Origin of the sequence: Niallia sp. FSL W8-0177 (assembly GCF_038006285.1) — a bacterium.
Classification (GTDB): domain Bacteria; phylum Bacillota; class Bacilli; order Bacillales; family Cytobacillaceae; genus Niallia; species Niallia circulans_A.
The window spans coordinates 4,462,353-4,482,210 of sequence record NZ_JBBOUX010000001.1 but is presented as its reverse complement, the minus strand read 5'-3'; the positions used below and the strand labels follow the sequence as shown (position 1 = coordinate 4,482,210).

General features: G+C 36.5%; 21 protein-coding genes and 1 riboswitch. Of the genes, 4 read left to right on the top strand and 17 right to left on the bottom strand.

Translation table 11 applies throughout. The features are described from left to right. Positions 1 to 4: 4 nt before the first annotated feature. Positions 5 to 874: an aminoglycoside 6-adenylyltransferase gene (locus NST77_RS21890; RefSeq protein ID WP_341123549.1), complete on the bottom strand. Its 870-nt coding sequence runs from the start codon at positions 872 to 874 to the stop codon at positions 5 to 7. Positions 875 to 999: 125 nt separating this feature from the next. Continuing rightward, entirely contained in the window at positions 1,000 to 2,574 is a 1,575-nt protein-coding gene (locus tag NST77_RS21885; protein WP_341123547.1) for a hypothetical protein, read from the bottom strand. A 384-nt stretch (positions 2,575 to 2,958) separates the two neighbouring features. Between NST77_RS21885 and NST77_RS21880 the strand changes: the two genes are divergently transcribed. Continuing rightward, complete coding sequence (locus tag NST77_RS21880) at positions 2,959 to 3,801, top strand: sulfite exporter TauE/SafE family protein (protein WP_095331318.1); 843 nt, start codon at positions 2,959 to 2,961, stop codon at positions 3,799 to 3,801. Next, entirely contained in the window at positions 3,801 to 4,181 is a 381-nt protein-coding gene (locus tag NST77_RS21875) for a DUF1634 domain-containing protein (protein WP_171509207.1), read from the top strand. The genes NST77_RS21880 and NST77_RS21875 overlap by 1 nt, the downstream gene beginning before the upstream one ends. Before the next feature lie 43 nt (positions 4,182 to 4,224). Here the strand turns inward: NST77_RS21875 and NST77_RS21870 are convergent, their stop codons facing one another. The 11 genes from NST77_RS21870 to NST77_RS21820 form a co-directional block, all read right to left on the bottom strand. Then, positions 4,225 to 5,559 carry a TrkH family potassium uptake protein gene (locus NST77_RS21870; RefSeq protein ID WP_095331322.1) on the bottom strand — a complete coding sequence of 445 codons (1,335 nt, stop codon included), beginning with the start codon at positions 5,557 to 5,559 and terminating at the stop codon, positions 4,225 to 4,227. A gap of 121 nt (positions 5,560 to 5,680) precedes the next feature. After that, positions 5,681 to 5,829: riboswitch (cyclic di-AMP (ydaO/yuaA leader) on the bottom strand. A gap of 175 nt (positions 5,830 to 6,004) precedes the next feature. Further along, a complete protein-coding gene (locus tag NST77_RS21865; RefSeq protein ID WP_095331324.1) occupies positions 6,005 to 6,508 on the bottom strand; it encodes a hypothetical protein in 504 nt (167 codons plus the stop codon). Then, a complete protein-coding gene (locus NST77_RS21860) occupies positions 6,505 to 6,978 on the bottom strand; it encodes a hypothetical protein (RefSeq protein ID WP_095331326.1) in 474 nt (157 codons plus the stop codon). Before NST77_RS21860 ends, NST77_RS21865 begins: the two co-directional genes overlap by 4 nt. A gap of 166 nt (positions 6,979 to 7,144) precedes the next feature. Then, complete coding sequence (locus NST77_RS21855; protein WP_095331328.1) at positions 7,145 to 7,948, bottom strand: ABC transporter ATP-binding protein; 804 nt, start codon at positions 7,946 to 7,948, stop codon at positions 7,145 to 7,147. Beyond that, positions 7,948 to 8,979, bottom strand: coding sequence for a FecCD family ABC transporter permease (locus NST77_RS21850; RefSeq protein ID WP_095331330.1), 1,032 nt, complete (start codon positions 8,977 to 8,979; stop codon positions 7,948 to 7,950). The genes NST77_RS21855 and NST77_RS21850 overlap by 1 nt, the downstream gene beginning before the upstream one ends. Beyond that, a complete protein-coding gene (locus NST77_RS21845; protein WP_171509206.1) occupies positions 8,976 to 10,010 on the bottom strand; it encodes a FecCD family ABC transporter permease in 1,035 nt (344 codons plus the stop codon). Before NST77_RS21845 ends, NST77_RS21850 begins: the two co-directional genes overlap by 4 nt. Next, positions 10,011 to 11,060 carry an iron-siderophore ABC transporter substrate-binding protein gene (locus tag NST77_RS21840; RefSeq protein WP_095331332.1) on the bottom strand — a complete coding sequence of 350 codons (1,050 nt, stop codon included), beginning with the start codon at positions 11,058 to 11,060 and terminating at the stop codon, positions 10,011 to 10,013. It abuts the gene before it with no gap. A gap of 302 nt (positions 11,061 to 11,362) precedes the next feature. Continuing rightward, complete coding sequence (locus NST77_RS21835) at positions 11,363 to 11,623, bottom strand: DUF3243 domain-containing protein (RefSeq protein WP_249928327.1); 261 nt, start codon at positions 11,621 to 11,623, stop codon at positions 11,363 to 11,365. Between the two features lie 234 nt (positions 11,624 to 11,857). Next, the gene (locus NST77_RS21830) at positions 11,858 to 13,075 is read right to left on the bottom strand and encodes a CynX/NimT family MFS transporter (RefSeq protein ID WP_123258714.1); all 1,218 of its coding nucleotides are present in this window, start codon (positions 13,073 to 13,075) and stop codon (positions 11,858 to 11,860) included. Between the two features lie 201 nt (positions 13,076 to 13,276). Beyond that, positions 13,277 to 13,846, bottom strand: a complete 570-nt coding sequence (locus NST77_RS21825; protein ID WP_095331336.1) for a helix-turn-helix domain-containing protein — start codon at positions 13,844 to 13,846, stop codon at positions 13,277 to 13,279. Positions 13,847 to 13,910: 64 nt separating this feature from the next. Further along, positions 13,911 to 14,456: a TetR/AcrR family transcriptional regulator gene (locus NST77_RS21820; protein WP_095331338.1), complete on the bottom strand. Its 546-nt coding sequence runs from the start codon at positions 14,454 to 14,456 to the stop codon at positions 13,911 to 13,913. Between the two features lie 161 nt (positions 14,457 to 14,617). Between NST77_RS21820 and NST77_RS21815 the strand changes: the two genes are divergently transcribed. After that, entirely contained in the window at positions 14,618 to 15,463 is an 846-nt protein-coding gene (locus NST77_RS21815; protein ID WP_217279740.1) for an SDR family NAD(P)-dependent oxidoreductase, read from the top strand. 176 nt (positions 15,464 to 15,639) lie between these two features. On the opposite strand, the gene NST77_RS21810 is transcribed toward NST77_RS21815, so the two are convergent. After that, on the bottom strand, positions 15,640 to 16,659 hold the full coding sequence (locus NST77_RS21810; RefSeq protein WP_341123543.1) for a zinc-binding alcohol dehydrogenase family protein: 1,020 nt from the start codon (positions 16,657 to 16,659) through the stop codon (positions 15,640 to 15,642). A gap of 209 nt (positions 16,660 to 16,868) precedes the next feature. Here NST77_RS21810 and NST77_RS21805 point away from each other — a divergent pair, with 209 nt between their 5' ends. Then, the gene (locus NST77_RS21805; RefSeq protein ID WP_047943959.1) at positions 16,869 to 17,228 is read left to right on the top strand and encodes a winged helix-turn-helix transcriptional regulator; all 360 of its coding nucleotides are present in this window, start codon (positions 16,869 to 16,871) and stop codon (positions 17,226 to 17,228) included. 180 nt (positions 17,229 to 17,408) lie between these two features. Here the strand turns inward: NST77_RS21805 and NST77_RS21800 are convergent, their stop codons facing one another. The 3 genes from NST77_RS21800 to NST77_RS21790 are packed head-to-tail and all read right to left on the bottom strand — an operon-like array spanning position 17,409 to position 19,762. Then, positions 17,409 to 18,140, bottom strand: coding sequence for an ABC transporter permease (locus tag NST77_RS21800; RefSeq protein ID WP_095331342.1), 732 nt, complete (start codon positions 18,138 to 18,140; stop codon positions 17,409 to 17,411). Positions 18,141 to 18,143: 3 nt separating this feature from the next. Further along, entirely contained in the window at positions 18,144 to 18,854 is a 711-nt protein-coding gene (locus tag NST77_RS21795; RefSeq protein WP_341123541.1) for an ABC transporter permease, read from the bottom strand. Further along, positions 18,851 to 19,762 (bottom strand): ABC transporter ATP-binding protein, encoded by a 912-nt coding sequence (locus NST77_RS21790; RefSeq protein WP_095331346.1) that lies wholly within the window; start codon positions 19,760 to 19,762, stop codon positions 18,851 to 18,853. Before NST77_RS21790 ends, NST77_RS21795 begins: the two co-directional genes overlap by 4 nt. Between the last annotated feature and the right edge of the window lie 96 nt (positions 19,763 to 19,858).

Genomic DNA, 19,858 nt, shown 5'->3' with positions numbered 1-19,858 from the left:
ACCTTTAATATACCTCTGTTGCATTAGGATTCAATTGACGAACATGGTTTAAATAGGCTTTCACCCTTTCCGCCTCTTCTAAAGGGTAAAGAAATCCCATCTTTCTGCCAACTTCTAATCCGATTTTCTCAAATAATGCTGTCATAGAAAATAACGATTCCCAGACTCGATTATAATCTCCACTCGGATAGGTATGCATGAGCCTTTCCCACGTATCATCATCGATATACCGCTTTAAGTACTTACTGTTTTTTCCTATGCTAAGGGAAAAATCTGTTTCCATGCCAACCTTCCATTCCAACATTTTTAACAACATCGCTCTTATGGTATTCATATGGTCAATCGCATAAAGAATTTCTTGCCTCCATAACCCTTTAACCACATAGGTCGAGACCCACCAAAATTCGTTACAGCAGTCAGAAAATTGTTCGGCAGCTGGCTTTTTCACCCAATAATCTTTATCTGTACTAGGGGGCATATAAGGGAGACTATTGTCTTTATCTAATAGAATCACCGTCAACCCATCCTCCTGACAATACTTGTTCTTTTCCTCCAGCGGAACAAGGGTTAAGTCTATGCGGTTCCCATCCGTAAATAGCATAAGATAAGAAAATCTTCCACCTAGCTCTGCGGGAAAAAGCGTGGAATCCTCTGGGGTTTGCATAATGATTCGTTCCCCAAAAACATCAATCCAGTTAGGCTCATTCAAAAAAGATTCCATATTATCTACTAAATAAACAATATCAAAATCCTGAAAAGCATCCTTTGGTACTGTTGGATTTGTTCTCGAGCCATTCATGCAAACAGCTCTTACTCTATTATCCTGATTTGCCACTTTTAACACTAAATCTAACATTTGCTTCTCTGTTCTCATACTATCCCTCCAATTATAAATTATTTATATGATTCTATTCTTCTATTTATAATTGGAGGGGCACGAATCCTGCTGTAATCTCGTTATAAAAATCCCTCTAATAAGTTCATAAAAACCTCTCCTTTCTAATAAATAATATACGGACCAAAATATACAGTTAACAAGATAATGTGTACACCCACAAAATAGATAATCCTCGGTGTACCTGTCCATTCATTGATACGTTTTGTTAATATGGATAAAAAATAGGAAATAACCGCAAATAATAACAGATAAAAATAAGTACTGCCCGTAAATGTTAGGTACTTAGGTGCGGTTGCAAGTATATTCGGAACAAAGAAACGATCCTTCCATATAACCGCTGCGATTAAATAGATTCCAATGCCAGTATAGAAAATCCAAGGTGGATTGTAATCAACCTTTCTACTAAAAAATAGATACATAAAGATAACAAATGCTATTGGCCACAATAACCATATAAAGGAAAGTGCAAAAGCGAAAAAAGAGGTGGAAATCATTCCAAATGTCTTGCCTAATGCCTGCAGCCAATCCTCAGAAGAATGTTTTATTTGCTTGTTTATTTTTGTAAGTTCATTAGAAGAAACATAGACTTTATTGTCATCTCCATGTAAATCCATCCATGCAATCATATCTTCATCTAACCATTGTGGAATCGTCGATATCGCGGCTGTATTGCTGCGTCGCTCCGTCTTGGTACTTCCGTTTTCGCCTATTTCCGATTCATAAATATTGAAGCCAGTCTTTTCATTATATTTCGTTTCTGTATAACCATTCGCCTTAAATAGCAGACGCGGCTTTCCATCCCTAAAGGTAAAGGCAACATCCGAAATTTCTGTTAACTCTCCATTCTCCCTTGCAGGGTCTTGGAACGTTAACTCATATTGCGCAGCCTCTTGTCCTTTTGTAATATCAATTTCTGCATAATAGTTAAAAAACTCTGGTTTCCCTTGCGTTAATTCTAATTCCTCTTGAAGCAATAACGCCAGTTTTTGATCTTCAAACGTAAAAGATATGCCATTTACTATTTTCCCAGGATCAACCTTTATCTTTGTTTCATATAGGTAGTTAACTTTCCCATCTTGGACTCGAGATAAAGCAAGATCAACATTGCCCTTCTCCTTTGCAAATAACAGAAGGTGAACGCCATCCGCATTTTCCTCTACCGCTAACTTTTCCTTTTCTAGATCAATATCCATAATTTCCGACGTTTGTTTGGTTTCAGGATTTAATTGAAAAAGCTTATTTTCTTTTATATAAAGAATGGTTTTCTCGAGCGGAAAAAACTCCGCAACATCCGCAACTAATTGTGTTTTATCTTGGTCAAATATATTTTTATAATCAAAATAAATAAGCTCGTCTTTTCCCTGATATATTTGTGTCCATTTGTCTGCAGGTATATCATAATATTTCTCTGCCTCGATCCGAAAATCATCGGTCATGATAGCCGTCTTTAATTTATTTTCCTGAAAGAAGGAGAACAAGTAATGCCCATCCTCCGTTTCCTTGATTGCCGGCAGTTTACTTACTTCAGATTGTCCAACTAACAATCCTCTGCTCCAATCTGGCTCTGGTTGCGCCGTCACATTGGAAAAATTTTCAACAAATAATAAAAACAGTCCTAATAAAATCAGCACCCCTGGTATGATCCAATATAATTTCTGTAGTACCCAGGTCTTCATCTTATTCCCCCATAGTGTTTTAAATAAGTTCTCTTTGTATTATGAATAAAATAATAATAGCATATTTTCTGACAAAATATGCTAGGGAATTCTATTAATTTTCTTTTCTCACTCTCGTTGTACACAAACTATATAGGGAAATCTGCAAGCATAAAAAAAGTGTTTCACCATTCAAATCTCTTGTTCTACCAAAAAATATTATTCTAGTAAAACTTATTATCAGTTAAAACAAGAGGATGGGAAAAAACATAATATATATTGGATAAAGACGAACAATCTCTAATTCAGTGATGAAATGAAATCAATTCGTTGCATTTCACTCTTTTTTAAAGCTTATTTAGTTTTTAAGCAAACTAAAATTACTAGGAAAAAACAGGCTATGTAATGCTAACTTTCATTTTACTTCTTTTTATTTGTATTTTTGCCGGGCTTCTGGGCTCTATCCTCGGAATAGGCGGAGGGATTATTCTTACTCCAGTTCTAACACTAGGATTTGGGTTTGATATCCACCATGCGATTGGAGCAAGTATAATATCAGTTATTGCAACAAGTTCAGGTTCAGCAGTAGCATACTTAAGGGATCGAATGCTCAATATTCGCGTAGCCATGTTTTTAGAGATCGCTACTACTGCTGGAGCGATCATAGGAGCAATTTTAGTAGGCATTCTCTCGCCAACTCTTATGTTTATTTTATTTGGTTCTTTCTTACTTTACTCAGCGATCAATATGGTACAAAAGCTCCGTTCAGGAGAAAAAGTATTAAAAAAGGCACAACCTGACTATTTATCGGACAGGCTAAAACTAAATAATACATATTATGATAAAAGCCTAAAGACACAAATTGATTATCAAGTCGAAAAAGTCCCAGCAGGATTTAGTGTGATGTTTGGGGCAGGATTGGCTAGTGGGTTACTAGGGATTGGCAGTGGTGCCTTTAAAGTAATGGCATTGGATACCTTTATGAAAATGCCACTCAAGCCTTCTAGCGCAACTAGCAACCTAATGATGGGAGTTACTGCTGCTGCAAGTGCAACTGTATTATTTTTCAACGGCTCTATCTTACCAGAAGTTGCTGCTCCCGTTGCTATTGGGGTATTAATTGGATCCACAATTGGAGCAAAAGTAATGCAAATATTACCAGCAAAATGGATCCGAATTATCTTTATTCCACTTTTATGCTATATCGGTGTTCAAATGATATTTGAAGGGTTTGGGGTGAAATTTTAATGGAAGCACAAAAAAAAGAACAAACTTCTGAAGAAGAATTAGTCATTATTGAGGCAACAATCGGAAAAATACTTAGATTCGGGGTTCTTGTCTCTGCACTGATTATTTTAGTAGGCATTATTACTTATTTGATTACAAATAACTCTGGTTATAAGGAAACGTTCCCTACTAATTTTAAAGATATTTTTATTGGGGTTGCTGCCTTTAAACCATTTGCCATTATTATGCTAGGTCTCTTTTGTTTAATCCTAACCCCTGTATTAAGAGTTGGAATATCCTGTTATGCTTTCTATAAAGAAAAGGACTGGTTATATGTTGGAATAACAGCCATAGTATTAATAATATTATTTATCAGTTTCTTAATTGGTTATACTTCTTAAAAAAGGGGCTTGTTTTCTTCCTGAAAACAGTCCCCTTTATTATTCATCCTGTTAAAATATCCTCTTTCGGAAAACGAATCTTTGATTTATTTGGTTTTGCTAACGAGAAGGCCAAGGTTAAAGGGCCAATTTTCCCAACAAACATAACAAGGACAATGACAAACTTCCCTGCCATCGTTAACGTTGATGTTAACCCCATCGACAATCCTGATGTTCCAAAAGCAGATACTACTTCAAATACAATAGCAAGGAATCTTGCGTCTTTCTCAGTTATGTCTAAAATAAAAATGGCAACAAAAATTACAAACAGACTAATAATAGTAATGGCTAAAGATTTAACAACCGTTCGATCATCTATTGATCGATTAAAGATGACAATATCCTCTTTGTTTCTTAAAAACGATAGAACAGAAAATACCATTGCAAGGAAAGTTGTTAATTTAATCCCTCCTCCAGTAGACCCGCTTCCTGCTCCAATAAACATAAGCAAAATCATAAAAAACAAGGTAGATTCATTTAGTCCTCCAATATCAACTGTATTGAAGCCTGCCGTTCTTGGAACCACTCCTTGAAAATAAGCAGCTTGAATCTTACCACTCCAAGATAGATCTCCTAATGTTTGAGGGTTATCATATTCAAAGCCAAATACGAGCAGCACAGCAACAACATTAATTACAATTGTTCCAACTACCATTATCTTAGTATGAAGGGTTAGTTTTTTAAACTCTGATTTTTTCCAAAGATCAAATATAACAGTAAAACCTATTCCTCCTATAATAAATAGAAGCGAAATAACGATATTTACGACTGGATCTGCCACATATCTAGATAAGTTATCTGGCCAAATCGAAAATCCAGCATTATTAAAAGAGGAAATAGAGTGAAATATAGCAGCATAGACCCCTTTTTGCCACCCCATTTCTGGAACCCATCTAATCGCTAGAAGAACTGCCGCAATAGTCTCCAGAGTAATAGAAAATAAGAACAACTGTTTTGCCAATTTTATAATTCCGCCAATGGATGTTTGACCGAGAGCCTGTTGGATCAACAGCCGCTCTTTAAAGCCAATTTTTCTTCCCAATGTCATAAAAATTAAAACAGCAAACGTCATGATTCCTAATCCACCAACTTGGATTAAGCATAAAATTACAATTTCTCCAAACAAAGTAAATGAACCACCCGTATCAATAACAGCCAAACCTGTAACCGTCATCGCAGAAGTCGACGTAAACAGAGCATCCGTCCATGTTATGGTTCCTGTTGTAGCTAAGGGCATCTTCAAAAGCATTGTCCCTAGCAAAGTAAAAGCTAAAAAAACAAAAATAAGAATCTGAGGTGGATTTAAAGCAATTATATCCTTTTTCTTAGGAAACCTCATTTTTTCCCCTTCTTCCTTCCGTTACCATAGTCTTACCAACTCTAAAATATCGGCATACCAAAAACCACAGAGGTATCCCCCTGTGGTTCATTAATCTTCCATCCATGAACACAAGTATCGATTCTCCTTCTTTAAACGCTTACGAAGTTAGCAGTCGGATTCGGGTCTAAGAATAACCCTACCTTTTACAAAAAGGATTCACCCCAAGTGTTTTATCACAAAAAATTGGGTCCCCCGTTCCTCTAGTTGAGGATTCAGCGATATACTTATTTTTTTGTATCTTACTCCTCTGTATATAGATTTGTAAAGAGCCATTTCGGACAAAATTAGCGCAATAATAAGCAGTAAGAACCTATTCTCGTTCTTCTTCTTCCTTTTTCTAATCATGACGCATATTTACGCTTTTTTCATACAAACGATTAGGAAAAATCTAAACGGAATTCGGCTAATATTGTTTCTCCCCATGTTCTTTAATCAATCTGTAAAAGATAACCCAAATACTAATAACTAATAAATAAATAACAAAGGAATAATAAATCGTATATCCATGTTGATAATGAAAAATCCCTATCATGCCACAAACCCTTTCTATCGCGACACTCACAAGGGCCCAGCCTAAAATGTATAACAGCGTAAAATGGGGCTTAATATTGAAGAGATCATATAGATAAAAGAAAAGGTAGCTTATCGGGGCATACATCACATGGGAAAAGAAGTCCATTATCTCAAAAGAAGAACTGTCATTTATTATATAATACCGCACTGGTAAAATACTTAACGTATGGTCGAAAATGAAACCAAAAAAAACACCACACATGAGGTATATACTCATCGTCTTTTTAGTAAAACGTCTTGGGAGCAATATCACCAATAGAAATCCCAAAAAGATCGAGATAAGGATACTCCACTCATTTAAATTAAAATGAAAATCATAATGTAATTCTTTCATTTTTCTTCCAACTCTCCTTTATCTAGGCCAATAAACCATCGGGCTATCCACCATACTAAGACTATTGATATAACATACAAAAGAGCAGAATATAACTGATTCCAATTCTCGAAAGCAAGAAGATCTGCCCATATATATATCCGATCCTCCAAACATAAGAATAATACAATAATCCCGGAAAATAGTAATCGCCATTTTATTTTCCAAGAAGAGCAAAGTATGCAAATTGACAAGAGAATTTGAAATGGAATCACAATAAAGCGACAAATATACATAGCAAATGAACCTTCTACCGTGCGAGTAAGAGGGACCCAGTGCAAATTAACATCTAATATTGTAAATATCGTAATTGTTAAAATTGCAATAATAAAGTACAAAAAAACAATTTCCGTAAGCATTAAACCTTTAGGAACAATAGCAAATACAATCAATACTATACATGCTAACAGTGACATAATAGCGATGGACATAAATAATCATCCTTTAAAGAAGATTTGGCATATAACATGTAATATGCCCAAAAGAAACAATATTATTTCCAAAATAAAGTATTATTGCCAGTGTTAAGATCGTCCGGTATATAGACACAAAAAGCCTTCAAGTTTTCATATACTTGAAGGCTTTCTCATCATAAACCTATGCATTAACATGATATCGGCCCTTCGGCACAACTAAAGGAGTTCCTGAGACCGGATCATTAATCACCGTACAATTAAGTCCAAAGATATCTTTAACCAACTTACTTGTAATGATATCAGCTGGCTTCCCTTCTCCTACAAGCTTGCCTTTTTCCAGTGCAAAAATATAGTCTGCATATCGTGCCGAAAGATTAATATCATGCAGGACCATTACGATCGTTGTACCGTATTTTCGATTAAGATCTGTCAGTAAATCTAATATTTCCACTTGATAGGTGATATCTAAGAAAGTGGTTGGCTCATCAAGAAATAAAATATCTGTTTGCTGAGCAAGTGCCATTGCAATCCAGACACGTTGTCTCTGACCACCTGAGAGCTCATCAATATTTCGATTAGCAAATTCTGTAATCTTCATAATTTCCATTGCTTCTGCAACTGCTTCATAATCCTTCTTAGACCAGCCACTAAAGAAATTTTGATGAGGAAATCTCCCTCGCCCAACTAGATCTGCTACTGTTATTCCTTCTGGTACAATAGGAGATTGTGGTAAAATACCGAGAATGCGTGCTAATTGTTTTGGCGGAAATTTACTAATTGCCTTTCCGTCGAGTGCAATACTGCCAGAGGAAGACTTAATAAGATTGGATAGTGTTTTTAAAAGCGTTGATTTTCCGCAGCCATTTGCACCGATAATCACACTAATTTTATTACTCGGAATTTCAAGCTCAATATCTTGCAATATCGTTTTGCCTTCATAGCCTGCTGTTAACATTTCCGCTCGAAACTCATGTATCTTATCCATTACAATTCTTCCTTTCGATTCATTCGAATTAATAGCATGATTAAGTATGGTGCACCTAGAATACCAGTGATCACACCTACTGGGTATCTAGCGACAAATGCAAACTGTCCAATAAGGTCAGATGCTAAAACCAAAATGATTCCCACCAGACCTGCTGGAATAACACTAGAAAATCCTATTCCAACTAATCGTTTAGCGATAGGGCCCGAAAGGAATGCAACAAATGCAATCGGTCCAGTGGTAGCAGTAGCTAACGCAATGATTAGAACCGAACTAATAACCAGTACAACTCTTGTTCTATCTGTGTTGATGCCTAGTGATGCGGCAGTTTGTTCGCCAAGCTCTAACATATCGAGTCGCTTTCCAAGTAAGATAATGATAGGTGCCAAAAGAAGAACAGTAATCATAAGCGGGTAAATATTTTCCATCTTCACCCCATTTAAACTACCACTTAACCATCTCATTGCTGTCGGAACATCATGATGCTGTCCAATTAGCAATAAATAGGATATTACGGCATTTAGCATTGCCTGTATGCCAATACCTATCAATATTAACCTGCCAATAGAAAAAGAAGTTCCTTTCGACAATAGAAAAATAACCAGGACTGTAGCTAATCCACCAATAATAGAAGCAATGGAGACAAAAGTACTGCTTGCATGAAGAACGATGATACAAAATACCGCAGCGGCACTTGAGCCAGCTGTTATTCCAATAACATTTGGATTTGCTAGAGGATTACGAAGCATTGTTTGAAACACATGTCCCGAAATACCAAAAGCAAAACCAGCAAAAACACCAGCCACCATCCTTGGAAAACGGATTGTTCCGACCGCAAAAGAGGCTCCTTTCACTTGCTCGCCTAGTAAAACACTAATTACATCCCCAACTGGATAAATCGTATTTCCCAGCATAAGCATCATGCAGCATAAAGCAAAAGCAATGATTGCTAACAAACAAGTCACAATAATAAAACGACGACGTCTTCTTGTTCTACCTACCATAATAAGATTCATTGATTCATTCATCATAACGTACGCATTTTCGCTTTCATAGTTATTAAGATTAAAATTGGTGCCCCGATAAAGGCTGTAACTACGCCCACTTCCAGTTCACCGGGACTGCCAATAATCCGGCCGCACACATCTGAAATCGTTAGTATAATCGCTCCTGCTAGAGCGGACATTGGAATAATGTAGCGCAAATCAGGACCAATAATAAGACGGATCACATGGGTTGCAAGTAAACCTATAAAACCAATTGGGCCCGCTAGAGCTGTTGCTGCCCCACACAATAAGACCCCTCCAAATGCCGCAACAAGTCTAAGTGTGCCGGTCCGCACACCCAATCCCTTTGCTGCTTCATCCCCTAAGGCCAAAGCATTTAAGCCCGGGGCAGAGAACAAGGCGATTAGAATGCCTATAAGGAGAAAAGGAATGAAAATAGAGATAGAATCCCAATTTCCAGCACCAACACTTCCCACCTGCCAAAATCTAAATTGATCCATAACATTGGAACGCGGAATCATAATAGCCATTACAAGAGAGGATAAAGCTGCACTTGTCGCTGCTCCCGCTAAAACGAGTTTAAGGGGGGTGGCACCGCCACTCCCCATCGAACCAATTCCGAATACAAAAATGGCAGTTAAGATTGCTCCTACTAATGCAAACCAAATGTATTGACCAGCAGTGCCAATATGGAAAAAGGATATCCCACAAACAACAAATAGAGCTGCACCTGTGTTTACTCCTAATATACTAGGATCTGCAATCGGATTACGAGTGACGGATTGCATAAGAGCACCAGAAACTCCCAATGCAGCACCACACAACAAACTAAATACAGTTCTAGCAATTCTTTGGCGGACAACATTTGCTCCGTGAGACTGTACTTCCGGATGGAATAATCCATCCAGTATTTCATTCCAGCCAACAGTGCGAGATCCAAAAGCAAGAGACGCCAATATACTTATACCGACTAAGATAATAGAAATTACTAATACGCTAATAAATTTTCTCGGTATTAATAACTGCTTATTTTTTAAAACGGATGTCTGTTCCATTTACTTCACTTTACTTACAGCTTCTGAGAGTAATTTTAGGTACTCGTCGAGCGTATATTCAATCGAAAGTGTACTTGGTGTTCCGGCTGCTGCAAGTGGCGTATTATCCTCGATAATGACAACAGACCCTCGCTGTACAGCTGGAATCTTTCCATAAATCGGATCTTTTTGTAAAGCGGCAAGTGTTTTATCATTTCCATACGATACAAAAATATCTACATCATTTAATATGTCTGCATTTTCAGAACTTACTTCCAAATAGAAACTAGTTGGATCCTTAATTTGACTGGTAATACTTTCCGGGTATTCCATCCCTAACTCTGTAAGGAATTCCCCCCGTGGATCTGTTGGTGAATAGATATAAAACTTGGATAAGTCAGCACCATTAACACTTACAAATGCTGCTTTTTTCCCTTTCAATTCAGGAAACTCACTTGCTTTATCTGCAATGAATTTTTCTGTATCTGCAATAAGCTGCTTCCCTTCTTCTTCCATACCCATCCCCATTGAATTATACGTTACTTGTTCACGCCAAGAAGCAACCCAAGGGTTTTTTTGATATGCAACAACAGGAGCAATTTCACTTAAAGTATCATACTCTTCCTGTGTAAGTCCTGAGTACGCTGCAAGAATGACATCTGGATTAGAATCAGAAATCGCCTCAAAGTCTATGCCATCTGTATCTTGATAAATATTCGGATTTTTTTCACCTAGCTCTTCAAGTTTTTTTGCAGTCCAAGGTAACATTCCGCTATCATCTTGAACACCATAATTTGCTGCTGAGAAACCAACAGGTACAACGCCAAGCGCAAGTGCTACATCTTGGTTAGACCAAGCAATCGTCGCAACACGTTCAGGTTTTTCCTTAATTACAGTCTCTCCAAGCGCATGCTTAATCGTTATTGGATACGATGAATCTGTATTGGAATCAGCCGATTTTTCTTTATCAGCCTTCGAAGATGACTGACTTGAACAACCCGCTAGTAAAAGAATGGCTACAATAGAGAACAAAAAAATAGGAATAAATGGCTTTCTTCGTTTTTTAAACATATGTATGTCCCTCTTTTTCTATATAATTTTATAATATAAATGATTATCATTCTCAATTATAATACTTGTTTTCTATTTTTCTGTCAATTACAAATAGTAAGTTATACGTGATTTTGCCATCTTTTGATGAAAATTCTCCATTTCACCAACTATGAGGCGGTAAAATCAAGTAGACTACTAATAAATTTAAACTCTTTTAGACATATTTAAAGGGCAACGCTAAAGCGATTGCCCTTTTTAAATTCTCATTAACTTTCCATCATTTCCTTTATCCTCTAAATAATTGAAATCCCGAATTAATATTAATTTGCCAATTTCACAAGCATATGTGCTAATTTATGTCGTTCCTCTTCATTTCCCACTTTCCACAGTTCCTGAAGAAGTGCCTCCTCTCGATTTTGTGGTTCTGCATTGTTAGCAAGATAGCCAGCGACTTTCTCCGCGCTTTTCGCTAATTGTTCTTCATCCATGCCAAGATTTTTGCCTACTTCTATTTTACTGCTTAAATAAGATTTAAACTCATCAAAATTCTCTAGCTTCTCTTGGATTGTTTTTCTATTCATTTCTTTCACTGTTTCTTCTGCCTTGTTGGGATCTGCATTATAATTATTCATCAATAATATTCCCTCCAATGTTTTAGTCTCTTAACTATTCCCCAGAAAAGCCCCGTGAAACTTTATATGTACTTAGCAATAATCTCCATTTCTATCTCATTCTTCCTTCGTCTTTTTTAACCCACACACAAAAAAACGAAGATTCTCCGGCGGTGCACCAGGAAAAACCTTCGTTAAGATAAACTATTTACTTGTGCTTACATACCTATCTCTAGCTGCTCCTAATCCAAATACAAAGAGCAGTAATGAAGCAGCAGCTAAAATGAACAACGGAACAGTCCAGCTATTCGTTACATCATGTAAATACCCGAAAAGCGTAGGACCAATAGCCGCGAGTAAATAACCAACTGATTGAGCCATGCCAGATAGTTCTGCAGCCTGTCTGCCATTCTCCGTTCGCAAGCCAAAAAACATCATCGATAAACTGAAGGCACAACCTCCCCCAATGCCTATCATGATAATCCAGCATACAATTAACTTTGCACTTCCATAAATTAGTCCAAGTGTCCCCGCTAAAAGCAAAACGCTCATGATAGTGACTAAAGAACGCTGACTTTTCATACGCCCTGCAATAATAGGCACAATAAAGGTAAACGGAAGTAATGCTAATTGCATCACAGAAAGCAGCCAGCCAGATTGGTCTGAACTTATTCCTTGTTGTTGTAAAATCTCAGGCAGCCATGCAATAAGAATGTAAAAGACCATCGATTGTAACCCCATAAATAAGGTCACCTGCCAAGCTAATGGAGAGCGCCACAAGTTCACCTGAGTATCTACTACTTTATTTCGAACAGCTGGTGTTTCCTTGTTGAGATGCTTTACTTGAGGCAGCCAGAATAAAATGGATAGGAAGCTAAGTATCGCCCAAATTCCCAATCCACCCTTCCAGCCAATTCCAAGTCCAATGGCAATTGGAACGCTTATTCCCGAAGCAATAGCAGCCAATAAATTCATCGAAATAGAATATACACCTGTCATTAATCCAATTCGAGTTGGAAACTCTTGTTTAATCAGACTTGGTAATAGCACATTAGAAATTGAAATCGCCAATCCTAGCACAGCAGTACCAATATATAAAGCAGCCACCCCAGATAATGAACGTAAAATAATGCCTAGTGTAAGAAAGATAATAGACATCAGAATCATCATTTCCACACCAAATTTACGAGCCAATTTAGGTACAAGCTGAGAAAAAAACGCAAAAGATAATAATGGCAATGTGGTAATCATCCCTGCTAATGTATTAGAAATATGAAGATCATCCCTAATAAATCCTACTATTGGACCCACTGATGTTAATGGAGCTCTTAAATTAGCAGCAATAAAGATTATTCCTATAACAATCATCCAAACGGCTGATTTATGAACAGCTCGATTTGATTGTATATGTTGATTAGTCATTGTTTCCTCCTGATTCTAATAGCCAAATGACTATGAAATGAGTCCTTCCTCATTAATAAGAAGTCGTCAGCCAAGCAATTTGGTATATTATAATATATTTTCACCGTGATAATGAATAATATAATATAACAAGCGGGTGTTTGTCCATTCTTTTTTCTAGAACAAAATATATTCCCGCTACTGGATGGTATAACCTAACCACTATCTCCCGTATCTCAATAAGATGTAGAGTACAGCAACGTTATCGGTTTGATTTATATAGGAATGGTTTCCATTTGCATCAAAACTAATCGAATCATATTCATTTAAGATATATGACTCATTATTGACATTAATGGTGATGGTTCCCGACATCACCGTTGCTATTTCCGTCGTATTGGGGTGATGCTTTTCTGGATAATAAGAACTGTGCGGTTGTAAATATGCTCGACACATTTCCATCTCATCCTTTTGATTTTGAAAAATCGGCTCTACAGCCCAATTGCCATCATCTCCGAAAATTCTTACCCCGCTACCAGCTCGCGATACATTTACACTGTTTCCTGAGGAAAATAACGCCATCAGAGGGATCGATAAACTTTGCGAAATCTTCCACAATACCCCAATTGTTGGATTAGTTTCTCCCCGCTCAATATTTCCCAGCGTCAGCTTACTTACACCTGATATCTCAGATAAATTTTCAAGACTCAACCGCCTCTCCTTTCGCAATTTTTTAAGCACGGTTCCAACTTGAATAACTACCTGTTTTGAATCATCTGTCTCTCTATTCATATTCGTCCTCCGTTTCTTTTATGGGAAATATTGTTATTCCTATGTTATGAACTTAACTCCATTCCTAATTAAGTGGTTCAAACAAACCTTTGCATTGGTTGGTCAACTGATTATAAACCGCAGCTCCTTTGGCATAAGCCTCTTGGCTAAAATCGTTCTTTTCCATAAATGTCTTTAAAAACATGTAAGTAGCGCCTGCATAATAGTTTGCAATATATTCACTATTCTTACCGAATGCTTTATGTTGCTCCATTACAAGCTTATTAAAATTGGCTAACTGACGAATAAATTCATTACTAATTCCAGCCCATTCAATTAATACAAATGTCTCCTGATTTTGTTTCCAAAATTGAATTAGTAGTTGAATAAAGCCTGAAGCGTTAAAAGATTGCTGCTTTAAAACCGACTTAAAATCACTCATTACGTTGGATATCTGTCTTATAATGATGTCTTCTTTCACTAAATAATTTCTATAAAAAGTTTGCCTTGCAATTCCAGCTTGCTCGCATAAATCTCGGATGGAAATCTCATAAAAGTTTTTATTCTTAAGATTAAACATCATTAAACTTTGCAGCAATAATTTTTGTGTTCTTTCAACCCGTTTATCCATTTATGCACCAATTTCCTTTCCTGTGTCACATAAAAAAATTCTTTGCTTTTTCTTTGCTTAAATTTATTATACAATCCTTTCAAGCTAAGTGACAATTGTAACTTAAGTGTCAATTGTTCATTTACCAACAAAAATTATTTATCCTATCGGAGGGAATTATTTTGGAAACAGGAAAGGTAGTAGTCATTACTGGAGCAAATAATGGGATTGGTCTAGAATTAACAAAAAAAATCCTAGCAGAAGGGAGTCAAGTCATTGCATTAATACGTTCTTCTTTTTTGAAGGATGACATCTTTATTCAATCAAAAATTACAACAGGACAGTTACGAATTTATAAAGCCGATTTATCTGATTTTAACAGTCTAAAAAAAGCGCTGGAAGAAATAAACGCAGCGGAGAAGAAAATAGATTTCCTTTTCAATAATGCCGGCGGCACCTTTCCTTCGCTGTTATTTTCTAAGCAAAATCGCGAACTACATTATGAACTTCAGACAGTAGTGCCTTATATTATTTTTAAGGAACTGTCCCCTTTATTTGAAAAGGGAGAGGATAAGACAATTGTGAATACCTCTTCAGCTGTCATCCTTCATATGAAACAGTTTGATCCAGACACATTGGAAAATCCATCTTCCTTTAAAAGATTATTTGGTCCCTATGCGACAGCAAAGCTAGCTCTATCTTTATGGACAAAAGAAATAGCAAAAAAAGAGAGTGCCAATGGATTCCGGTTTCTAAGTGTAGACCCCGGGAGTAACAATACGTTACGGAAAGAAAAAAAATCAGGTATTCCCTTTTATATAAAACCATTGATGAAGTTTTTCTCTTCTCCACCCACGAAAGGGGCTACTTTACTCTACGATGCCGCAATGGATAAGACTAGAGCAGTTTCTGGGGACTTTATTGTAAAGGGGAAAAGCACAAAGGTTAATTTTGCTGAATATAGTTCCCTTGTTTTAGAGGGAGTAGACAGAATTTATGTAAGGGAATTTTTGAATAGTGAGGAGTAGAGGATGTGATGAGTATTTATTCTTAAGGAGAGGATAACAGCTTCGCTGGTTTTCCTCTCCCTTTTATAAGGCAAATCCCCAAAATTTAGTTTTAAATAGACTAATAATCTTTAATCCTAAGTCATTGTTAACCAAACAGTCTACTTTTTAGATAAGATGACAATCCCATTAGGCATTTATTCATTCTCAACTACTATTTTACCAATCATACTTCCCGTTTCTACAATTTTATGTGCTTTACGTAACGTTTCGGCATTAATTGGTCTAAGAGTTTCTGTAAGGGTTGTTGTTACTTTCCCGCCGTCTATTAGTTTACTTAGTTTGGATAAAAGTTCATGTTGTTTAATCATGTCTGGAGTTTCATACATAGATCTTGTAAACATAAATTCCCAAACAAACGTGACACTTTTATTTTTTAAAGCAGTAAGGTCGATAGGATTAGCCATTTCTACAATCGAGCAAATCCTTCCTTGAGGGAAAATAATATCGGCCATATTTTGCCAATGCTGCTCTGTTTCGTTCAAACATAAAATGTACTCAACGCCCTTTATATCATGATCTTGTAGTTGAGTTCGAAAGTTTTCGTGATGGTTAATGATATAATCAGCACCTAATTTATTCACCCATTGCTTACTCTCTTCTCTGGATGCTGTGGCAATCACTTGTAAACCTGCCATTTTAGCTAATTGAATCGCTATGGAGCCCACTCCTCCAGCCCCACCAATAATAAGAATGCTCTTAGTTTGATTTTCTTCGTAGTTATTTACATCTATCATTAATCGATCAAATAAACTTTCCCATGCTGTTATCGATGTCAGTGGTAAAGCCGCTGATTGTGCAAAATTTAAAGACTTTGGCTTTAATCCGACAATTCTTTCATCAACTAAATGGTATTCACTATACGTCCCTGGTCGAGTTAGGTCACCAGAATAAAACACTTCGTCTCCAGGTTTAAACATTGTACAATCTGGTCCAACTTCTTCCACCACTCCACTTGCATCCCAGCCTAAAATTCTTGGTTCTGATTCTTCTTTATCTTTAGGAGCACGTACCTTTACATCAACCGGATTAACCGAAACAGCTTTTATTTTAACAAGTATATCTCTTTTGGTTGGTGTTGGTTTTTCCACTTGGACATCTATCAAACTTTCTTCCTCTTCTATCGGTAAATATTTATACAATCCAACTGCTTTCATTTAAAAGCCCTCCTTTTTTATTCATGTTTATTATAAAAAAGAAATATATTAAGAGTAAGTACGCACATTCTTGTAATCTGGTATCACACATGTTACCTATTAGGAGAGAAATGAAAGCAGCTGCAACTGACATTCTTGTAATCTGCTATTAACTATGTTACTAATTAAGAAAATAAGAACAAGCAGAAATGAGAAAGGTATGAGTACCGATGAGAAATCGAAAGAAAGGGTATGGATGCCCCGAAGGATGTCCGGTTGAGGGAACGCTTGATGTGATTGGGGGTAAATGGAAAGGCGTTATTTTGTTTTATTTATTAGATGGAAAGAAAAGATTTAATGAATTCAGTAGATTAATGCCTGGTATTACCAAACGAATGTTATCTCTCCAATTAAGAGAACTGGAAGAAGACGGAATTGTTCATCGAGAAGTATATCCCGAAATCCCCCCTAAAGTGGAATACTCATTAACGGAATTTGGAAGAACGCTCGAACCAATTATTTCTCTAATGAATGAATGGGGAGAAAATTACAAAGAGTTTTTAAAAGAAAATAAGCGGGAATTAAAATAGGTTTATAAGCATATATATCGATCGGATATAGTCTCTCCACCTTTGTAGAGTCTTCCTTTATATTTTATAAAGAAAACCTTGGTACAGCAAGAATTGAATTACCAAGGTTTTCTTGTTGTGATGTGGAAAAATAAATTTACAACAATTAAGTAAGTTGATTTGGAATAAGGCTTACCCGTTCTATACAGTTTTCCTATGAAAGTATAAATACCCTCCAAGAAAAAATAAAATAAAACTTCCTCCCACTACGGTTAATAATTGGTCCCACGGAACTGAAAACACATCACCACTAGTATCACTCATATACATCATTGCAAAGGGCTGGGCCCATGGATAATAAGGTCCAAAACGCTCAGAATTCACCGCTAATATTGACGGTAATGTGAAGATCACATTGACAGCCAAAGGAGCAGCAAAACTCTTGAATAGAATAGACATCCACAATTGAAAAGCTACTAATGGAAACGTGGCAACCCATCCTCCGAAAATACTTTTCCAAACAATTTCAATTGGAAATGGATCTGTGAAACCTTTCATCATTCCCACTCCATAAACGGCACCGAGGTAGAATAATTGTATAACCAATACGAGGAGCATTAACAATATGTATTTCCCTGTAAATACTTGTCCTCTTGTTACAGGCAGTGCTAACAGCTGCTTCCAACCACCAGCTTGATGTTCATATCTGCATATCACACTCGCCAGCACCCCTGTGACCAAAGGTAAAAATAATAAAGCATATGTCAAGTTCATTGATAATAATGGTAGATACCATTCATTCATTTCCGTTTCGAGATGGAAAGGTTTAGCAGTCAACCCTGTAAAAAGGCCAATGAGTGGACCGGTAAAAATAATTAATAGGATTTTTGATTTTCGCAATTTAAACCATTCTGATTGAAGAATAGAGAGCATTTATTATTTCACATCCCTTCTTGTAAAATCTATCATTCCAGCGATATATAATAAAATACCTACTCCAATTCCAAGCAGGACATTGATCATCGGCTCATTCCATTCGTTCGTTAATGTAGGCCACTTCCAAATCATCCAATCTGGTAAAACCATAGCCGAATAAACAAAAATCACGCCTAAAACCCCTATGCTAATCGGAATCCCTTGATTCTGACTAACAGTGGCAATCCAAAGCTGTAATGCCAATATAGGCAGTGCGGCAAAATACGGATAAAAACTATATTTTACTATTTCAACAAATGGAGTTTGCTCTCCCAAATCTAAAAAGACTCCAAAAGCTATGGTAAATACCATCAATAGCACGGATGATAGGAATAAAAAGAATGCAAGCACTGTAAATTTTGATAAATAAACATTCATTTTGGAAACAGGCAACGAAATCAGTTGCTTCCATGAATTCGTTTCATTTTCAATACTAGCCATAAAGGATGTTAAAATGACGATGCCTAATGCAAGTGCAAGTGGTGTAAAAGAACTTACATTCAATAAATAATATCCCCAATCATCCTCACTCTGTTTTAATAAATAATCCTTTCTCACTCCATAGTTAACCATCTGTAATGCGACAACACCAAAGGGGCCTAAAAAGGTTAGAAACCAAAATCCTTTTCGTTTAGTTTTTAAAAAGTCTGCCCTTAAAAGTTTTCCAATCATACTGCTTTCTCCTCCATAGTCATTTGAAGGAATATTTCTTCCAATGATCTCTTTTCCTCTTCAACACGATAAATCGAAAAACCCTCTTGAACAAGAGACTGTACAGCTTTTGCTACCCCCTCATTTGAATGCTCGGTTAATAAAATGATCTCATCTTGCCAATCAGCATTTATCCCTTTTCCTAATAAGGAGCGCCAAGCTAGCTTACTATCACTAACCTTTAATAAAATCCTTTGCTGCGCATACATACGTAATGCTTCAATGGAATCCTGAAAAATCATTTTTCCTTTTGTAACGATCCCTACCGTTGTCGCCATTTGATCAATCTCTGACAACAAATGACTAGAAATCAATATAGTCATTCCTGTCTCAGCAGGCAATCGTTTAATTAAATTCCGGATCTCAATAATTCCGGATGGGTCTAGTCCATTTGTAGGTTCATCCAAGATTAATAATTCGGGATTGTTTAATAGAGAAGCAGCAATTCCTAACCGTTGCTTCATTCCTAATGAAAAGCCTTTTACTTTTTTATTTGCCACGTCTTGTAATCGAACAATCTCTAATACTTCGTTAATTCTCGTTTTCGGCACCCCTAAAATCTTTCTCAATGCTTCTAAATTCTCATAAGCAGTTAGATGAGGATAATAGGATGGATTCTCTACTAGTGAACCTACTCTTTTTAATATGTCTCTTCTTTCCAGCCTTAAATCCTTTTGAAAAATATGAATCCTACCCGATGTTGATTTCATCAACCCTAAAAGCATACGAATCGTCGTTGTCTTCCCTGCACCATTAGGCCCTAAAAATCCGTATATTTCTCCTTTTTTAATCTTCATATTCAAGCCTGCAACAGCCTCTTCTTTACCAAAACGTTTAGATAAATTTTCCGTCTGCACTACATATTCCATTTCTCTCACCTCATCTTCTATCCTAGGAAAAGAAGGTTAAAACTGGGTATGCTGACAGGTTAAATTTTGTTTAAAAAAAGATAGATTGGAAAAGGT